The 17,087-nt window shown below is 69.8% G+C and carries 15 protein-coding genes; 6 read left to right on the forward strand and 9 right to left on the reverse strand.

Annotation, left to right across the window (positions count from 1 at the left end):
- Positions 1 to 31 precede the first annotated feature (31 nt).
- Positions 32 to 1,825, forward strand: a complete 1,794-nt coding sequence (locus AB0B50_RS09460; RefSeq protein WP_362328031.1) for a carbamoyltransferase C-terminal domain-containing protein — start codon at positions 32 to 34, stop codon at positions 1,823 to 1,825.
- A 114-nt stretch (positions 1,826 to 1,939) separates the two neighbouring features.
- On the opposite strand, the gene rfbB is transcribed toward AB0B50_RS09460, so the two are convergent.
- Both rfbB and rfbA read right to left on the reverse strand, forming a co-directional pair.
- On the reverse strand, positions 1,940 to 2,914 hold the full coding sequence (gene rfbB, locus AB0B50_RS09465; RefSeq protein ID WP_362328033.1) for a dTDP-glucose 4,6-dehydratase: 975 nt from the start codon (positions 2,912 to 2,914) through the stop codon (positions 1,940 to 1,942).
- A 10-nt stretch (positions 2,915 to 2,924) separates the two neighbouring features.
- Positions 2,925 to 3,794, reverse strand: a complete 870-nt coding sequence (gene rfbA / locus AB0B50_RS09470) for a glucose-1-phosphate thymidylyltransferase RfbA (protein ID WP_362328035.1) — start codon at positions 3,792 to 3,794, stop codon at positions 2,925 to 2,927.
- Positions 3,795 to 4,312: 518 nt separating this feature from the next.
- Between rfbA and AB0B50_RS09475 the strand changes: the two genes are divergently transcribed.
- On the forward strand, positions 4,313 to 5,779 hold the full coding sequence (locus tag AB0B50_RS09475) for a GuaB1 family IMP dehydrogenase-related protein (protein ID WP_362328037.1): 1,467 nt from the start codon (positions 4,313 to 4,315) through the stop codon (positions 5,777 to 5,779).
- Positions 5,780 to 6,077: 298 nt separating this feature from the next.
- Here the strand turns inward: AB0B50_RS09475 and AB0B50_RS09480 are convergent, their stop codons facing one another.
- The 3 genes from AB0B50_RS09480 to AB0B50_RS09490 are packed head-to-tail and all read right to left on the reverse strand — an operon-like array spanning position 6,078 to position 8,442.
- Positions 6,078 to 6,512, reverse strand: a complete 435-nt coding sequence (locus AB0B50_RS09480) for a hypothetical protein (RefSeq protein ID WP_362328039.1) — start codon at positions 6,510 to 6,512, stop codon at positions 6,078 to 6,080.
- Between the two features lie 8 nt (positions 6,513 to 6,520).
- Positions 6,521 to 7,330, reverse strand: coding sequence for an SDR family oxidoreductase (locus AB0B50_RS09485; RefSeq protein ID WP_362328041.1), 810 nt, complete (start codon positions 7,328 to 7,330; stop codon positions 6,521 to 6,523).
- Positions 7,327 to 8,442 carry an LLM class flavin-dependent oxidoreductase gene (locus tag AB0B50_RS09490; RefSeq protein WP_362328043.1) on the reverse strand — a complete coding sequence of 372 codons (1,116 nt, stop codon included), beginning with the start codon at positions 8,440 to 8,442 and terminating at the stop codon, positions 7,327 to 7,329. The genes AB0B50_RS09485 and AB0B50_RS09490 overlap by 4 nt, the downstream gene beginning before the upstream one ends.
- Before the next feature lie 310 nt (positions 8,443 to 8,752).
- Here AB0B50_RS09490 and AB0B50_RS09495 point away from each other — a divergent pair, with 310 nt between their 5' ends.
- Together AB0B50_RS09495 and AB0B50_RS09500 are read left to right on the forward strand one after the other, a co-directional pair.
- On the forward strand, positions 8,753 to 10,222 hold the full coding sequence (locus AB0B50_RS09495; protein WP_362328045.1) for an amino acid permease: 1,470 nt from the start codon (positions 8,753 to 8,755) through the stop codon (positions 10,220 to 10,222).
- Positions 10,223 to 10,232: 10 nt separating this feature from the next.
- Positions 10,233 to 10,688 (forward strand): Lrp/AsnC family transcriptional regulator, encoded by a 456-nt coding sequence (locus tag AB0B50_RS09500; RefSeq protein ID WP_055564807.1) that lies wholly within the window; start codon positions 10,233 to 10,235, stop codon positions 10,686 to 10,688.
- 67 nt (positions 10,689 to 10,755) lie between these two features.
- On the opposite strand, the gene AB0B50_RS09505 is transcribed toward AB0B50_RS09500, so the two are convergent.
- A complete protein-coding gene (locus tag AB0B50_RS09505; protein ID WP_362328047.1) occupies positions 10,756 to 11,370 on the reverse strand; it encodes a Repetin in 615 nt (204 codons plus the stop codon).
- 198 nt (positions 11,371 to 11,568) lie between these two features.
- A complete protein-coding gene (locus AB0B50_RS09510; protein ID WP_362328246.1) occupies positions 11,569 to 12,126 on the reverse strand; it encodes a Repetin in 558 nt (185 codons plus the stop codon).
- 415 nt (positions 12,127 to 12,541) lie between these two features.
- Between AB0B50_RS09510 and AB0B50_RS09515 the strand changes: the two genes are divergently transcribed.
- Together AB0B50_RS09515 and AB0B50_RS09520 are read left to right on the forward strand one after the other, a co-directional pair.
- On the forward strand, positions 12,542 to 13,339 hold the full coding sequence (locus AB0B50_RS09515; RefSeq protein WP_362328049.1) for a carbon-nitrogen hydrolase family protein: 798 nt from the start codon (positions 12,542 to 12,544) through the stop codon (positions 13,337 to 13,339).
- Between the two features lie 66 nt (positions 13,340 to 13,405).
- Entirely contained in the window at positions 13,406 to 15,118 is a 1,713-nt protein-coding gene (locus AB0B50_RS09520) for an NAD(P)/FAD-dependent oxidoreductase (RefSeq protein WP_362328051.1), read from the forward strand.
- Positions 15,119 to 15,187: 69 nt separating this feature from the next.
- Here AB0B50_RS09520 and AB0B50_RS09525 read toward each other — a convergent pair whose 3' ends face one another.
- Both AB0B50_RS09525 and AB0B50_RS09530 read right to left on the reverse strand, forming a co-directional pair.
- A complete protein-coding gene (locus AB0B50_RS09525) occupies positions 15,188 to 16,117 on the reverse strand; it encodes an LLM class F420-dependent oxidoreductase (protein WP_362328053.1) in 930 nt (309 codons plus the stop codon).
- A 133-nt stretch (positions 16,118 to 16,250) separates the two neighbouring features.
- Positions 16,251 to 16,955 carry a DUF5995 family protein gene (locus tag AB0B50_RS09530; protein ID WP_362328055.1) on the reverse strand — a complete coding sequence of 235 codons (705 nt, stop codon included), beginning with the start codon at positions 16,953 to 16,955 and terminating at the stop codon, positions 16,251 to 16,253.
- Between the last annotated feature and the right edge of the window lie 132 nt (positions 16,956 to 17,087).

Below are 17,087 nucleotides of genomic sequence, written 5' to 3' on the forward strand. Positions count from 1 at the left end.
CACAGATCCGTGCTCCAGAGGAGACAGTGCAGTGATAGTTCTTGGTTACAACGGCTTCTCCCGCGCCGCCGAGCTCTTCGGCAAGCTCTACGGCTATACGCAGGACAGCGTCGACCGGCACAGCTTCCTCGGTCACGACGCGGCCGCGTCGCTGTTCGTCGACGGCAAGCTGGTCGCCGCCGTCGAGGAAGAGCGCATGAACCGGCACAAGAAGACCTCCGCCTTCCCGATCAACGCCATGCGCTGGGTCCTCGACCAGGCGGGGCTCGACTTCGCCGACGTCGATTACTACGCCTTCGGCTGGCGGTTCAGCCCGGAGTTCGCCGACGAAGGCATCTCCAAGATCGCCGGTGCGCCCATACCGCCCGAGTACAAGTTCAAGACCCTCTCCGACTTCGGCGAGCTCTACACCGGTGTGCTCGGCAAGCCCGCGATCCTCGAGGACTTCGCCCGCCACACCGGGCACGAGCTGGCCGAGGACAAGCTCATCACCGTCCCGCACCACCGCGCGCACCTCGCCTGCGGCCGCACCTTCGCCGGCTTCGATGACGCCGCCTTCATCATCAGCGACGGCCAGGGCGAGGCGGACAGCGCCATCATGGGCGAGGTCCGCGACGGCGAGGTGAAGGTCTTCGACCAGTTCACGATCGACTCCGCGAACTCGATCGCCCAGCTCTTCGCCGAGATCACGCGATACCTCGGCTTCACCCCGAACAACGACGAGTACAAGGTCATGGGCCTCGGCGGGTTCGGCGAGCCGCCGGCGCAGGAGGACAACCCGCTCCTGAACCACGTCATCACCCTCGACGGCCCCGGGCGTTACTCGCTGGCCCTGGCGGGCGACCCGCGCGGCCCGCGCGCCTATCTCGCCCTCTTCGACGAGATCTTCGGCGGCGACGACGACAACCGCGGCGAGTTCGAGTTCCAGGTCCGGGTCGCGAGCGCCGCCCAGCAGGCCCTCGAAGTGGTCACCGCGCACCAACTGCGCGCCCTCGCCGAGGTCACCGACCTGCGTGACCTGATCTACGAGGGCGGTGTGGCGCTCAACTGCGTCAACAACACCAAGCTCCTGGAGGACCTGCCCTTCGAGCGCGCCGAGGTCAGCTTCGGAGCCAGCGACCCCGGTGTCTCCATCGGTGCCGCGGCCCACGTCGTCCGCGAGAAGAACGTCCCGCTCGTGCCCGTGAAGACGCCCTACCTCGGCCCGGAGTTCACCGCCGAGCAGATCCTCGCCACCCTGGACGCCTACACCGACCGCGTCACCTGGGAGGAGCACGCCGACGGCGCGATCGTGGCGAAGACCGCCGAACTGCTCAGCGGCAAGACCGTCATCGGCTGGTTCCAGGGGCGTACCGAGTACGGCCCGCGCGCGCTCGGCAACCGCTCCATCCTGGCCAACCCGTCCCACGCGGACATGAAGGACGTCATCAACACCCGTGTCAAGCACCGCGAGCCGTTCCGCCCGTTCGCCCCGATCGTCCTGGAGGAGAACGCGCCCAACGTCTTCGAGATGGGCAAGAAGGAGCGCTCGCCGTACATGACCTTCGTGTTCCCGGTGAAGCCCGAGTACACGCAGACCATCGCGGCCGCCACGCACGTCGACGCCACCTCGCGCATCCAGACCGTGACGGACGACAGCAACCCCCGACTGGCCGAGCTGCTGCGCGAGTTCACCGCGCGCACCGATGTGCCGTGCCTGGTCAACACCTCCTTCAACGTCGCGGGCGAGCCGGTCGTCAACTCCCCGAAGGACGCGGTCGAGTGCTTCCTGGGCACCGACATCGACTACCTGGTGCTCGGCGACTACCTGGTCACGAAGCGCTGAGTGCCCCGGGCGACGCCCGCGCGGAACTGACGGGCGTCACCCATGCGAAGACGGTGCCGGGCCGCAGCCTCGAAGCTGCGGCCCGGCACCGTCCGGGCATGAGGGCGGGGCGAGTTACGCGCCGTCCGCCCACAGGCCGTGGTGGGTCCGGTACCAGTCGACCGTCGCCGCGAGCCCGTCGTCGAACGGCACCGCCGGCTTGTAGCCCAGGGCGCCGGAGATCTTGGAGATGTCCATCGCGTACCGCCGGTCGTGGCCCTTGCGGTCGGCCACCCGCTCCACCATCGACGCGTCCTTGCCGAGCAGTTCGAGCAGCCGCTCGGTCAGCGCGCGGTTGGTCAGCTCGGTGCCGCCACCGACGTTGTAGACCTCACCGGGTTCGCCGCCCGCGGCCACCAGCGCGATGCCCCGGCAGTGGTCGTCGACGTGCAGCCAGTCCCGTACATTCGCGCCGTCCCCATAGAGCGGCACCTTGCGGTCGGCCAGCAGATGGGAGACGAACAGCGGGATTATCTTCTCCGGATACTGGTACGGGCCATAGGTGTTGGACCCGCGGGTGACACAGACCGGCAGCCCGTGCGTGCGGTGAAAGGCGAGTGCCATCAGATCGGAGGACGCCTTCGACGCCGCATAAGGGGAGTTGGGGGAGAGGGGTTCCTCTTCCGTCCAGGGCGTTCCCTCGGTGTCGAGCGAGCCGTACACCTCATCGGTCGAGACGTGGACGAATTCACCCACGCCCGCTTCGAGGGCGGCAGTCAGGAGCGTCTGCGTCCCGAGCACATTGGTCCGCACGAACTCCTCGGCCCCCGAAATGGAGCGGTCGACGTGCGACTCGGCGGCGAAATGCACGACGAGGTCGACGCCGCGCAGCACGTCGCTCATCGAGGCGGCGTCGCAGATGTCGGCCTCCACGAAACGCAGCGAGGAATGGTCGAGGACCGGGGAGAGGTTTTCTTTCCGGCCAGCGTAGGTGAGCTTGTCGACCACCACCACATCGGCCCCCGCGAGGCCCTCGTATTCACCCTGTACCGCGTGCCGGACGAAGTTCGACCCTATGAAGCCGGCACCACCGGTGACAACTATGCGCACTGGACACCTTTCAGCCTTGTCGGGAAATCTCCATCAGGTATTTTCCGTAATCGGTTTTCCCAAGACGACTGCCCAGGTCGTAACAGGCCGCGGCGTCAATGAAGTCCATACGGAAAGCAATCTCCTCAAGGCACGCTATCCGTACTCCCTGGCGCTGCTCCAGCGTCTGGACGAACTGTGACGCCTGGAGGAGGGAGTCGTGGGTGCCCGTGTCCAGCCAGGCGAACCCGCGTCCCAGGTTGACCATCCTGGCCCTGCCCTGTTCCAGGTAGACGCGGTTCACGTCGGTGATCTCCAGCTCGCCACGGGGCGAGGGCCGGATGTTCTTGGCCACGTTCACGACGTCGTTGCCGTACACGTACAGACCGGTGATGGCCAGGTTGGACCGGGGTGACGTGGGCTTCTCCTCCAGGGAGACGAGCTGCCCGTCGGCGTCCACCTCGCCGATGCCGTAACGCTCGGGGTCGCCGACCGAATAGCCGAAGAGCACGCAGCCGTCGACGTTCCGCGTCTCGGCCTGGATCATTCTGCCGAGCCCGGGGCCGTGGAAGATGTTGTCGCCGAGCACGAGCGTCACGGGATCATTGTCGATGAAATCCGCACCGATGACGAATGCCTCGGCTATTCCGTTCGGCTCGTCCTGCTCGGCGTATTCAATGTTGAGCCCGAGCTGGCTGCCGTCGCCGAGCAGATCCCGGAACGTGCCGAGATGCCGCGGGGAAGAGATGACGAGAATATCCTGTATTCCGCCCAGCATGAGCGCAGAGAGCGGATAATAGATCAGGGGTTTGTTGTACACCGGAAGCATCTGCTTCGAAACGGCGTACGTTAACGGGTAGAGCCGGGTACCACTGCCCCCGGCCAGAATGATGCCCTTCATGCGGCCAATATCTCCGTAAACGGCTGGATGGACTGGACGTTTCCGAAGGGTGGCCGGGATGTTGGGGTGCGGTCACATCCACTTCGGATGCCGCTGACACGCGCTCAAAGCGGCGTTATCTTAACGTTGTTCAAGCGCGAGCGTAGGCTTGCGTGATCGTCTCTGTCAATGTGACTCCTGACTCGTTCAGTTGTAAACACGAATATCCCAACTCCGTTCCTGTCGGGGTGCGTTGCCTTCGCCCTTTTCGGCCTTCGCCACCGCCCTTGCCGATCGCCGTCGTGGTTCTCGCCGCCGCCGTCGCCTTCGGTCCCGCCACCGTCGCGGGGGAGTCCGGGGGCGGGATCCCGTCGGCTCGCCGTTCCGCGCGGCCTCGGGTAGCCTTTCGACGTAAGGCAGGCCCACTGTCCTGCGCATCAGCCCCCGTAGCCTCTTTGGAGGACCACACATGGTCGGGGGCGTTTTGCTGTGTCTTTGTGGGAGTGACCTGCGCCGTTTCGCGTGAAAATGTGAGACTTATGCGTTTTCTTGAGCCCGGTACGGGTCGGCATGTATCGAGTCCTCCGGTCCCCTACGACCTGACGTACGACGACGTCTTCATGGTCCCGAGGCGCTCCGCCGTAGGCTCGCGCCAGGGCGTCGACCTCTCCTCGCCCGACGGCACCGGCACCACGATCCCGCTGGTCGTGGCCAACATGACCGCCATCGCGGGCCGCCGCATGGCCGAGACCGTGGCCCGCCGCGGCGGCATGGTCGTCATCCCGCAGGACATCCCGATCGAGGTCGTCACCGAGGTCGTCTCCTGGGTCAAGACGCGCCACCACGTCCTGGACACCCCGATCGTGCTGGCTCCCTCGCAGACCGTCGCGGACGCGCTCGCGCTGCTGCCCAAGCGCGCTCACAACGCCGGTGTCGTCGTCGACGCCGACCACAAGCCCGTCGGTGTCGTCACGGACGCCGACCTGAGCGGCGTGGACCGCTTCACGCAGCTCTCCGAGGTCATGTCCAAGGACCTGCTGCTCCTGGACGCCGACATCGACCCGCGCGACGCCTTCAACAAGCTGGACGGCGCCAACCGCAGGTACGCCCCCGCCGTGGACAAGGACGGCCGCCTCGCCGGCATCCTCACCCGCACGGGCGCCCTGCGCGCGACCCTCTACACCCCGGCCGTCGACGCCAAGGGCGGCCTGCGCATCGCCGCCGCCGTCGGCATCAACGGCGACGTGGCGGGCAAGGCCAAGCAGCTGCTCGACGCGGGCGTCGACACGCTCGTCGTGGACACCGCGCACGGCCACCAGGAGTCGATGATCGCCGCGGTCAAGGCCGTGCGCGCGCTCGACCCGCAGGTCCCGATCGTCGCGGGCAACATCGTCGCCGCCGAGGGCGTCAAGGACCTCATCGACGCCGGCGCCGACATCATCAAGGTCGGCGTGGGCCCCGGCGCCATGTGCACCACCCGCATGATGACCGGCGTCGGCCGGCCGCAGTTCTCCGCCGTCCTGGAGTGCGCCGCGGAGGCCAAGAAGTACGGCAAGCACGTCTGGGCCGACGGCGGTGTCCGTCACCCGCGCGACGTCGCCATGGCGCTGGCCGCCGGCGCGTCGAACGTGATGATCGGCTCCTGGTTCGCGGGCACGTACGAGTCGCCGGGCGACCTTCAGCACGACGCCCAGGGGCGTGCGTACAAGGAGTCCTTCGGCATGGCCTCGGCCCGCGCCGTCCGCAACCGCACCTCCGACGAGTCGGCGTACGACCGCGCCCGCAAGGCGCTCTTCGAGGAGGGCATCTCGACCTCCCGCATGTTCCTCGACCCGGCCCGTCCGGGCGTCGAGGACCTGATCGACTCGATCATCGCGGGCGTCCGCTCTTCCTGCACGTACGCGGGCGCGGGCTCCCTGGAGGAGTTCACCGAGCGGGCGACGGTCGGCATCCAGAGTGCGGCGGGATACGCCGAAGGCAAGCCGCTGCACGCCAGCTGGAGCTAGGCGCTCCGCTGAGGCTGGGCGGTTCTCTTCCTGCGGCGCTGTTGTGGCTGGTCGCGCAGTTCCCCGCGCCCCTTACGGGGCGCGGGTTGCCGCCACGGCCTTCGCCACCTCGCGTGCCCCTCGTCGCCGGGATGGACCGTGTCCGCCAAGTGATGGGCCTCCAGCGGGGCCGCGCCCGGCAGGAACCTCACGTGTTGGTCGCCGTCCCCGATCGCGTTCGGCGTCGTCTCGGCGTCGGGGCGGAGGATCGGGGAGACGACCAGCAGCAGAGTGTGCGGATGGCCCGTGCGTACGAGGGTCAGGAACGCCCGTGTGGTCTCGTACAGCAGCGGGGCCGGTCGGGAACGGGGGTGAGCGTGCCGCCGTCCAGGGGGCGCAGTTCGCGTGGGGCGGGCCGGAGTGTCTTCGGCAGGTGGGTGGTGAACTCCCCGTCCGGATGGGGGAGTTCGACCCGGGCCACGTGCCTGCCGGGTGCCGCGGGGGTGTCCTGGGCGGCGCCTTCCGTCGTGAGCAGGGTGAAGACCGCCGCGGTGGTGCGGTACCCGTCGGCCTCCAGTGGGGGCGACGCCGCGTACGAGGTCTCCACCGCCCGCACCCCTCGCGCCACGAACTCCACCCGCCTGCCCGCCGGGACCTCCGCCCGTTGCCAGGTGTCGGCGGGCAGGCGGTCGCGGTCCATGGGGTCCGCGCGCAGGGGGTGGCCGTTGCGGGACCACCACGGGGCGCCCCGCACGAACTCCCTCACCGCGGGCCGCCGGGGGTCGGGTAGGGGAACTTCACGCCGACCCCGCCGTCCACGACGAGCGTCTGTCCGGTGACGTACGAGGAGAGCGGCGAGGCGAGGAACAGCAGGGCCGACGCGATGTCCGAGGTCTCGGCGACGCGGGCCAGCGGTGCGTTGCGGGCGTTGCGCTCGCGGCCCTCCTCGCCGATCAGGGCCGCCACCCGCGGGGTCCACACGACGCCGGGCGCCACCGCGTTCACCCGCACCCCGCGCGGCCCGTACTCCACCGCCGCCGAGCGGACCAGCGAGACCAGGCCCGCCTTGGCCGCGCCGTACGCGGCGTGCAGCGGTGCCGCCGTGAGGCCCGACACCGACGCGACGAACGCCATCGGGCCGCCGCCCGCGTCGGCGAGCGCCTGGCCGCCGTACTGCACGGTGAGCCACGCGTGTCGCAGGACCATCGAGAAGTGCCAGTCCCATTGCTCGTCGTCCAGGTCGGCCAGGGGCGTGTAGCGGGCCATGCCGACGATGTCGACGACGCCGTGCACCGCCCCCAACTCCCTTTGCGCGTACGCGAAGAGCTCCCGCACCTCCTCGCGCCGCGTCACGTCCGCGACGTACGCGATGCCGCCCGTCTCGGCTGCCACCGCCTCCGCCCGCCCCTTGTCGACGTCCACGCACAGCACCCGCGCCCCCGAAGCCGTCAGCGCGTGCGCACTCTGGCGGCCGATGCCGTTGCCCGCGCCGAGCAGGACGAAGCCGCGGCCGTCCAGGCGGTGCAGGGAGGCGTAGTCGGGGACGGGGGTCTCGTCCAGGGGCTCCGTCATGCCGGGGTCCCCTTCGGTGTGTACGACGCAAGCTCCGGGATGACTTCCTTGCCCAGGATCTCGATCGTCCGCAGGATCTCCCGGTGTTCCAGGTAGCCCCACTGGACGTAGCAGATGAGCTGGTCGACGCCGAGGTCGGCGTACCGCTTGGCCTTGCGCACGATGGTCTCCGCGTCGCCGATGAGGATCATGTCGCCGTCGTTGAACTCCTCGACGGGGACGTCTCCCTCGATGATCGGCGTGAGGAAGGGGAAGGTGCGCTCGCGCTCCTCGGTGGACAGGTGCGGCAGCTCCCAGTCGAGCGTGAACTGCGCGAGGTTGCGGTACCACCAGGCGACCGAGTCCCAGACGCGCCGCGAGGGCCGGTCCGCCGCGTGCACGAGCGTGTACGCGCTGACGCGGTCGGTGGTGACGTCCGTGATCGGGGACGGAGTGCGGGCGGCCCCGCGGTACGCCGCGACCTGCCGCGCCATGGCGTCGAGGGGCTGCATGATCGAGAAGGAGAGCAGGCCGAGGCCCGCCGCGCCCGCCACCTCCGCCGAGCCGGGAGACGTGGCTGCCATCCAGCACGGCGGATGCGGGTCCTGGACCGGCTTGGGGGTGACCATCCGGCGCGGGAAGGAGAAGCGTTCCGACTCGTGGGCGAAGTACTCCTCGCGCCACATGCCCGTGACGATCTCGATGGCCTCGCGCCAGTCGGCCCGCGACTGCTCCCTGTCGACGCCGAACGCCGTCTGCTCCATGGGGGTCGAGCGGCCCGTGCCCCACTCCACGCGCCCGTCCGAGAGCACGTCCACCGTCGCGACCTTCTCGGCGATGCGCTGCGGCGGTGTGAAGCCGAAGGGGGTGAGCGTGACACCGAAGCCGAGCCGGATCCGCTCGGTCAGCGCCGCGAGATGGCCGAGCAGGACCTCCGGCGCGGGGCAGTGCGAGCGGCCCTCGCGGAAGTGGTGTTCCACGGCCCACACGGTGCGGAAGCCCATCCGGTCGGCCAGCCGGATCTGCTCGACGGCCTCGCGGTAGGCACGCTGCTCGGCGGCGCGCTGGCCGTGCGGATGGGGGGCGCCCCAGGGTTTCGGTACGTCGATCTCGTACAGGACGTCGAGGTCCATGCCGTGCCTCCGTCTCCACCGAGAGGCGTGCACGATGCGGCAGATCTGACGAAGTGTCAACAGGGCTCGGGAGGCCCCGGCACGCAACGGACGAAACGGACCGCGCAACGAAGAGACGCATATGACCGAAGTGCGCAATGATCATCCGGGGGTGCGCAAGGGTGCTGCGTTACGGTCGGGAAGCCGCTACCTCTAGAGTCATCCGCTGAACGTGGTGTGGCGGGGACCGCCTGCTCGGTGGTTCCCGTCGTCAGTCGCGGGCGCCATGGGTCCTCGCCGCCCTGACCGGCAGCGATGAAGGAGCCAGCGCGTGCTCGACCAAGGCGCACCCCCGCAGAACCGCCCAAGCCCCTCGGGCAGCCCTGGCCTCGCCGGCCGTCTCATGCGCCGCAAGCCGGTGGAACTCCTGGTCGCGGAGGGTGGCCACGGCGAGGGCGGCCAGCTCCGGCGCTCCCTCGGCATGTGGCAGCTGACCATGATCAGCATCGGTGCCACGCTCGGCACCGGCATCTTCGTCGTCCTCGGCGAGAGCGTCCCCAAGGCTGGACCCGCCGTCACGATCTCCTTCGTGATCGCCGGCCTCACGGCCCTCTTCTCGGCCCTCTCGTACGCCGAGCTGGCCGGCTCCATACCGGTCGCGGGCTCCTCCTACTCGTACGCGTACGCAACGATGGGCGAACTCGTCGCCTGGGTCTGCGGCTGGTGCCTGGTCCTGGAGTACGGCGTCTCGGTCGCGGCCGTCGCCGTCGGCTGGGGCGAGTACCTGAACGAGCTCCTCGACGGGACCATCGGCGTCACCATCCCTGACGCGCTCTCCGCGGCGCCCGGCGAGGTCGACGGCGCGATCATCAACCTGCCCGGCCTGATCGTCGTGCTGCTCGCCATGGTGTTCCTGCTCGGCGGCGCCAAGGAGTCGGCGCTCGCCAACACGATCATGGTGATCGTGAAGATCGCCGCGCTCGTGCTCTTCTGCGCCATCGGCTTCATGGGCTTCAAGTCCGGCAATTACTCGGACTTCATGCCGCTCGGCACGGCCGGTGTCAGCGCCGCCGCCGCGAGCCTCTTCTTCTCGTACATCGGATTCGACGCCGCCTCCACCGCCGGTGAGGAGGCGAAGAACCCGCAGCGCGACCTGCCCCGCGCGATCATGCTCTCGCTGGTCATCGTCACCGCCCTCTACGTCCTGGTCGCCGCCGTCGCCGTCGGCGCCTGGAACTGGAAGGACTTCGAGGGCTCCGAGGCCACGCTCGCCGCGATCATGAACGACGTCAGCGGCCAGCACATGTGGGGCACGATCCTCGCCGCCGGCGCGGTCATCTCCATCGCCTCCGTCGTCCTGACCGTCCTCTACGGCCAGACCCGCGTCCTGTTCGCCATGTCCCGCGACGGCCTGGTCCCCAAGACGTTCGGCAAGGTCAGCAAGAAGACGGGCACGCCCCGCGTGAACACCGTCATCGTGTCGCTGTTCTGCGGCGCGCTCGCCTCCGTCATCCCGCTCGGCAAGCTCGTCGACGCCACCAGCATCGGCACGCTCTTCGCCTTCGGCCTGGTCAACATCGCCGTGATCGTGCTGCGCAGGACCCGCCCGGACATGCCGCGCACCTTCCGGGTGCCGCTCGGCTGGCTCTTCCCGGTCCTCGGCTTCGGCTTCTGCGCGTACAACATGTTCAGCCTCGACTCCGTGACCTGGGTCGTGTTCGGTGTCTGGATGGCCGTCGGCCTCGTGTTCTACTTCCTGTACGGCATGCGCCGCTCCCGATTGGCCACAGCAGAGAAGTGATCCACCCCCCGTGCGACTGAACGATCTCGACGAACGCATCGTGCACGCCCTCGCCGAGGACGCCCGCCGCTCCTACGCCGACATCGGCCAGCTGGTCGGACTCTCCGCGCCCGCGGTGAAGCGGCGCGTGGACCGGCTGCGGGCCACCGGAGCGATCACGGGCTTCACGGTGCGGGTGGACCCGGCCGCGCTCGGCTGGGAGACCGAGGGGTTCATCGAGATCTACTGTCGCCGGAACACCTCGCCGGAGGCGATCCAGCGGGGGCTCGAGCGGTATCCGGAGATCGCGTCCGCGTCCACCGTCACGGGGGACGCGGACGCGATCGTCCAGGTCTTCGCCGCGGACATGCGGCATTTCGAGCGGGTGCTTGAGCGGATCGCGGGGGAGCCGTTCGTGGAGCGGACGAAGTCCGTGCTCGTGCTTTCGCCTCTGATGCGGAGATTCTCTTCGGGGTCGCCCGCGTAGTTCTTCCGGTGCGGGTTCGTTGTGGCTTGTCGCGCAGTTCCCCGCGCCCCTTACGGGGCGCTCCCCCTCAGGAGCGGTCCTTCATCGGGAGTACGTGGAACGTTCCCGAGCCCGGCCTCGTCTTCTCGAACGGGGCCGCGCTCACGCACTTGGGCATGTCGTCGGGGAGCTCGCCGGGCAGGCCGACCATCGCCCAGCTGTAGCCGAAGCGGTCCTGCTTGCCCTGGTCGTGGACCGTCAGGCCGACCCGCTTGCCGACCGAGTTCTTCAGGTCGCCGTCCGCTCTGGTGACCACCGCGGATACCGTGGCGACCTTCCCGCCGGTCATCAGGCAGTCCACTCTCGCCTCACCGGCGCCGCCCCACTTGGGCTCCTCCATGTAGTGGCTGAACTTGACGGTGCCGTGGGCCTTGCCCGGATCCCTCTTGTCCTCGGCGTTCAGATGGGCGTCGAAGGTGAACGTGATCTCGTCGCCCTTCGGGCGGTCGATCATCGCGGTGCCGGTCAGCGCGGCCGCCTCGCGCTCCTTGGCGGGACGGGGCGGGGAGCCGTCCCAGCCGGACTCGGACGCGACGGCGGAACCGGCTGCCCCTGCGGCGAGCAGGAGGGCGGCGCCCATGGCGAGGGCGCGGGTACGGGTACGGGTCGTGCGCCTGCGAGTAGTGGGGCTGGTGGGACTCACGGTGGATCCTCCGTCTGGGCTGCCTTCGCCCGGCCGTTCCGGGCGGGATCAACACTTCCGTGAACCGGCGCCCCGCACATCGCGCGCGAGGCGGTGACCGCATCCGCCGTGCGGCGGGGGCGCCGGTCCCCGGGCCCTACCGGGGGAGGAGCCGCCCGACCCCCGTTCGGGCGGCTCCTCGCTCGGTGCGGTGCCGCGTCAGTTCGTCGGGTACGGGACCTTCCACGGGACCACCTGGAAGTCGCCGGTGCCCGCCCTGACCTTCTCCATCGGAGCCGAGCTGGTGCACTTGGTCAGCTTCTTGGTGCCGTCGGGGCCGCCCGTCGCGGCCCAGCTGTAGCCCACGCGGTCGATCTTGCCCTTGTCGTGGACGCTGAAGCCGACGCGGCCGCCCTTGATCTCCTTGATGTTCGTCTCGGTGATGATGCCGGTCGCCGTGGCCACCTTGCCGCCCGTCATCAGGCAGTCGATGCGGCCCTTCGCCCAGCCGCCCTTGCCGCCCGGCTTGTCGAGGTGGACGAAGCCGAAGGTGCCGGTCGCCTTCGACGGGTCGGTGTTGTTCTCGGCCGCCAGGTGGGCGTCGAACGTGAACTTCACGTCCTCGGTGGTCTTGCGGTACATCTTCGCCGAGCCGGTGAGCGACGCGGCCTCACGGGCCTTCGCCCGCTCGCCGGTCTGCGAGGCCGAGCTCGTCCCGCCTTCGCGGGGCGCGTCGCCGTTGGTCGCGACGGCCACACCCGCGGCCCCCGCGGTCATGAGAAGCGCGGCGCCCACGGCGAGGGCGTGGCGGTGCTTGAGGGTGCGGTGGGTGGTCGTACGGCTCACGGGAAGCCCTCCGTCTTCGAGGTGTTCACCCGGCCTTTCCGGGTGAGATCACCGTCTCGTGGAAGGGGGGTGCGGCACGTCCGGCCACGGGCGGCACCCGGCTTCCGCCACGCGGCGGGGGCCTCCGCGCCCGACCTGCTCCTCAGGGTGGACACCCCCGATACCCAGGGCTCACGGCACAGGCCGCCCGGCGCTCGTGCCCCACGCAACGAATCGCCGCCCCGGCCCCGCCACGCGCAACGGATCGTGCGGCGGCCCGCAACGGTCGCACCTTGTCCGGGCACGGCCGCCGACCGTACCGTCGTACGGACCCCACCAGACCCTTCGTACGCCTTGAGGTTCCGCCATGCCTGCGCTGCGCACCGCCCTGCTCCAGAGCTCAGGGCAGCTCGGATCCGTCGCCGAGAACCTCACGGCGCTCGACGAGGCCGCGGAGCGCGCCGCCGCCGCGGGTGCCGGGCTGCTCGTGGCCCCCGAGCTGTTCCTCACCGGGTACGCGATCGGCGACGACATCGCCCGCCTCGCCGAGCCCGCCGACGGTGCGTCCGCCAAGGCCGTCGCCGAGATCGCGGCGCGCCACGAGGTCGGTGTCGTCTACGGCTACCCGGAGCGCGAGGGCGAGACCGTCTTCAACTCCGCCCAGCTGATCGGCCCCGACGGCACCCGCCTGGCGAACTACCGCAAGACCCATCTCTTCGGCGACTTCGAGCGCGAGTCCTTCACCTCCGGTGAACAGCCGGTGGTGCAGGCCGAGTTGGGCGGCGTACGCATCGGGATCATGATCTGCTACGACGTGGAGTTCCCGGAGAACGTGCGGGCGCACGCGCTGGCGGGAACCGACCTCCTGGTCGTCCCCACCGCGCAGATGCACCCCTTCCAGTTCGTCGCCGAGTCCGTCGTGCCGGTGCGCGCCTTCGAGAACCAGATGTACGTCGCGTACGTCAACCGGGTCGGCCAGGAAGGGGAGTTCGAGTTCGTCGGGCTCTCCACGCTCGCCGGACCCGACGGCATCGCGCGCGCCCGCGCCGGCCGCGCCGACGAACTGGTCATCGGCGACGTCGACCCGGAGTTCCTCGCCGCGTCGCGCGAGAACAACCCGTACCTGCGCGACCGCCGCCCCGGCCTGTACGCGTCGCTCGGCTGAACCCTGAGCCCCGAGCCTTCGCCCCGCAGCTTTCTGCTTCAGTTCCCCGCAAGGAGTCCGTACCCCATGACGTCCACGGTGCCCACCGCCGTCCAGCACACCGACGCCCAGCCGCCGATCACCATGTTCGGTCCGGACTTCCCCTACGCGTACGACGACTTCCTCGCGCACCCCGCGGGCCTCGGCCAGATACCCGCGACCGAGCACGGCACCGAGGTCGCCGTCATCGGTGGCGGCCTGTCCGGCATCGTCGCCGCGTACGAACTGATGAAGATGGGCCTCAAGCCCGTCGTCTACGAGGCCGACCAGATCGGCGGCCGGCTGCGCACCGTCGGCTTCGAGGGCACCGGCACGGACGAGCTGACCGCCGAGATGGGCGCGATGCGCTTCCCGCCGTCCTCGACGGCACTGCAGCACTACATCGACCTGGTGGGCCTGAAGACCAAGGCGTTCCCCAACCCGCTGGCCGAGTCGACCCCTTCGACGGTCGTCGACCTCAAGGGGGAGTCGCACTACGCCACCACCGTCGACGACCTGCCGCAGGTCTACCGCGACGTGATGAACGCCTGGAACGCCTGTCTGGAGGAGGGCGCGGACTTCTCCGACATGAACCGCGCCCTGCGCGAGCGCGACGTGCCGAAGATCCGTGAGATCTGGTCGAAGCTCGTCGAGAAGCTCGACAACCAGACCTTCTACGGCTTCCTCTGCGACTCCGAGGCCTTCAAGTCCTTCCGGCACCGCGAGATCTTCGGCCAGGTCGGCTTCGGCACGGGCGGCTGGGACACCGACTTCCCCAACTCCATCCTGGAGATCCTGCGCGTCGTCTACACCGAGGCCGACGACCACCACCGCGGCATCGTCGGCGGCAGCCAGCAGCTGCCCCTGCGCCTGTGGGAGCGCGAGCCGCAGAAGATCGTGCACTGGGCACTCGGCACGTCCCTGCAGTCGCTGCACGAGGGCGGCGCGCCCAAGCCCGCCGTGACCCGCCTCAACCGCACCGCGGGCAACCGCATCACGGTCACCGACTCCTCGGGCGACATCCGCACCTACCAGGCGGCGATCTTCACCGCCCAGTCGTGGATGCTGCTCTCCAAGATCGACTGCGACGACTCGCTCTTCCCCATCGACCACTGGACGGCGATGGAGCGCACCCACTACATGGAGAGCTCGAAGCTCTTCGTGCCGGTGGACCGGCCGTTCTGGCTGGACAAGGCCGTCGACGACAAGGGAAACCCGACCGGCCGTGACGTCATGTCGATGACGCTCACCGACCGGATGACGCGCGGCACGTACCTGCTCGACGACGGTCCGGACAAGCCCGCCGTCATCTGCCTCTCGTACACCTGGTGCGACGACAGCCTCAAGTGGCTGCCGCTGTCGGCGAACGAGCGCATGGAGGTCATGCTCAAGTCGCTCGGCGAGATCTACCCCAAGGTCGACATCAGGAAGCACATCATCGGCAACCCGGTGACGGTCTCCTGGGAGAACGAGCCCTACTTCATGGGCGCGTTCAAGGCGAACCTGCCGGGCCACTACCGCTACCAGCGGCGCCTGTTCACCCACTTCATGCAGGACCGCCTCCCCGAGGACAAGCGCGGCATCTTCCTCGCGGGCGACGACATCTCCTGGACGGCGGGCTGGGCCGAGGGCGCGATCCAGACCGCGCTGAACGCCGTGTGGGGTGTCATGAACCACTTCGGCGGGGCCACCGACTCCACGAACCCCGGCCCCGGGGACATGTACGACGAGATCGCGCCGGTGGAGCTGCCGGAGGACTGACGGGAGACGGGGCTCCGGCGGCACCGGGCCCCGGCCGCCGGACCTCGGTGCCGCCGGGGCCCGGAAGGGTCAGACCGCGGCCGCCCGTGCAGCCTCGTACACCTGGCCCGCCACGTCCTTCAGTTCCTGCGCGTCCCGCGTCGAGCCCGCGAGGTCGATCAGGATCTCGTCGAACCCGACCGCGGCGTGCGCCACCAGGTCATCGACGATCTGGCCCACGCTGCCCTGGAACGGGGCCCGCTCCGAGCCGTCGTACGCCTTCGGCGTGTACTGCGTGTTGACCCGCAGCACGCTCTGCACGGGTTCCTTGCGGCCCCGCTCCGCTGCCGCCTCGCGCACCTTGGTCCACTGCCGGGCGAGCGCCTCGGCGCCCATGCCCACCGGCATCCAGCCGTCGGCGCGCTCCACCAGCCTGCGCAGTGCCCGCGGGCTGTTGGCGGGCAGCAGGATCGGGATCGGCCGGGCGGGCTTGGGGCCGACCACGGACGGCGCGATGCGGGTCAACTCCCCTTCGTACGCCACCGGGTCCGGCCCCCACACCGCGCGGCACACGTCGATCAGCTCGTCCAGGACCTTGCCGCGCCGCTCGAAGGGGGCGACCGACGCGGCGGCGTACTCGTCGAGGGACCAGCCCGTGCCGAGGCCCGCGACGACCCTGCCGCCGCTCGCCGCGTCCAACGAGGCCAGGGTGCGGGCGAGTTGGAACGGCACGTGCAGCGGGGCGACCAGCACGCTCGTGCCCAGTCTTGCCCGGTCCGTGGCCGCCGCGGCGAGCGTCAGGGTGACCAGCGGGTCGGCGACCGAGCGGTACGCGTCGGGCCAGGGGAGGTCCGGGATCCCGTACAGACCCTGGGTGGCGGGCTCGGGGACGAGGACGCGCTCGAACACCCACAAGCTGTCGTAGCCGATGTCCTCGGCGGCGCGGGCCACCTCGGGGACGTCGCGTCCGATGGTGTACTGCCTGCCCTGCGGGAGGCTCAGTCCGAGTCGGGTGGTCATGCCGGTCACTCCTTCGCGTCGGGTCACGTCGAGTCACGTCGGAAACGTTTGTGCAACGTACAACGAACCCGGGGGAGTTCCGGGCGGTGCGGCGGCCGACTGGCCGGATCGGTCCGGGAGCGGCGTCACCGGATCAGTCCGGCAGCGGCGTCAGCAGGATCCGGCCCACCAGACCCACCGCCCCGTCGAGCCGCTCCCCGAACTCCTGGGCGACGCCCGGCAGATCGCGCAGCGCCCACAGGGTCCTCGCCGACGCCCACGCGCCGTCGCGGGCGCGCTCCAGGCTCCAGGCTCCGGCCAGGTGCGTCAGCGGATCACCGATCTGGAGGAGGTCGGGTCCCGGCATCAGCTCTTCGCGGATGCGCTCCTCCAGCGACACGAGGACGTCGCCCACGCGGTCGAACTCGTCCTCCAGATCGGCCGGTTCGCAGCCGAGCGTACGACAGGAGTCCACGAGGGCGAGCGCCAGATCGTGCCCGATGTGCGCGTTGATGCCCGCGAGCGCGAACTGCAGCGGGCGTACGCCGGGATGGCGCCGGTACTGGAACAGCGGGCGCCAGCAGGCGGGCGGGCGGTGCCCGTCGGCCGCCGCGTCGACGGCCCTGAGATAGCGCTCGGCGAACCGGACGTCCAGCGTGATCGCCGCGTGTGCGTCGGGGAAGGCGCCGAGGTGGATGCGGCGCGCGACCTCCTCGGTGACCGAGAGGTAGACGCGGTTGAAGACGGCGACCCCGTCGCGCGGCGGCCAGTCGTCGCCGAGCGCGCGCATCCGTGCCACCACGTCGTCGACCCTGCTAGCCGGGGTCCTGGTCTCTGCGAACCGCTCCAACTGCGCCATGGGGGCAGGGTCCCAGCCCTAGGCTTGCCCGGGCGCCAGCGCACCGGAGGCTTCCCCGAAACGAGGGAACGGCCGCCGTGCCTGTTGTGTGTGGCGTCCGGGGGCATGGGGGAGGGGAGTCGCACCGTGACT

The organism is Streptomyces sp. NPDC041068, assembly GCF_040647455.1.
In the GTDB taxonomy this organism is placed as follows: Bacteria; Actinomycetota; Actinomycetes; order Streptomycetales; family Streptomycetaceae; genus Streptomyces.

Excerpts from the sequence above, each read along its gene's own strand:
- rfbA (WP_362328035.1), bottom strand. The coding sequence starts at position 3,794 with ATGAAGGGCATCATTCTGGCCGGGGGCAGTGGTACCCGGCTCTACCCG.
- AB0B50_RS09475 (WP_362328037.1), top strand. The coding sequence starts at position 4,313 with ATGCGTTTTCTTGAGCCCGGTACGGGTCGGCATGTATCGAGTCCTCCG.
- AB0B50_RS09485 (WP_362328041.1), bottom strand. The coding sequence starts at position 7,330 with ATGACGGAGCCCCTGGACGAGACCCCCGTCCCCGACTACGCCTCCCTG.
- AB0B50_RS09490 (WP_362328043.1), bottom strand. The coding sequence starts at position 8,442 with ATGGACCTCGACGTCCTGTACGAGATCGACGTACCGAAACCCTGGGGC.
- AB0B50_RS09510 (WP_362328246.1), bottom strand. The coding sequence starts at position 12,126 with ATGACCGCGGGGGCCGCGGGTGTGGCCGTCGCGACCAACGGCGACGCG.
- AB0B50_RS09515 (WP_362328049.1), top strand. The coding sequence starts at position 12,542 with ATGCCTGCGCTGCGCACCGCCCTGCTCCAGAGCTCAGGGCAGCTCGGA.
- AB0B50_RS09520 (WP_362328051.1), top strand. The coding sequence starts at position 13,406 with ATGACGTCCACGGTGCCCACCGCCGTCCAGCACACCGACGCCCAGCCG.
- AB0B50_RS09525 (WP_362328053.1), bottom strand. The coding sequence starts at position 16,117 with ATGACCACCCGACTCGGACTGAGCCTCCCGCAGGGCAGGCAGTACACC.
- AB0B50_RS09530 (WP_362328055.1), bottom strand. The coding sequence starts at position 16,955 with ATGGCGCAGTTGGAGCGGTTCGCAGAGACCAGGACCCCGGCTAGCAGG.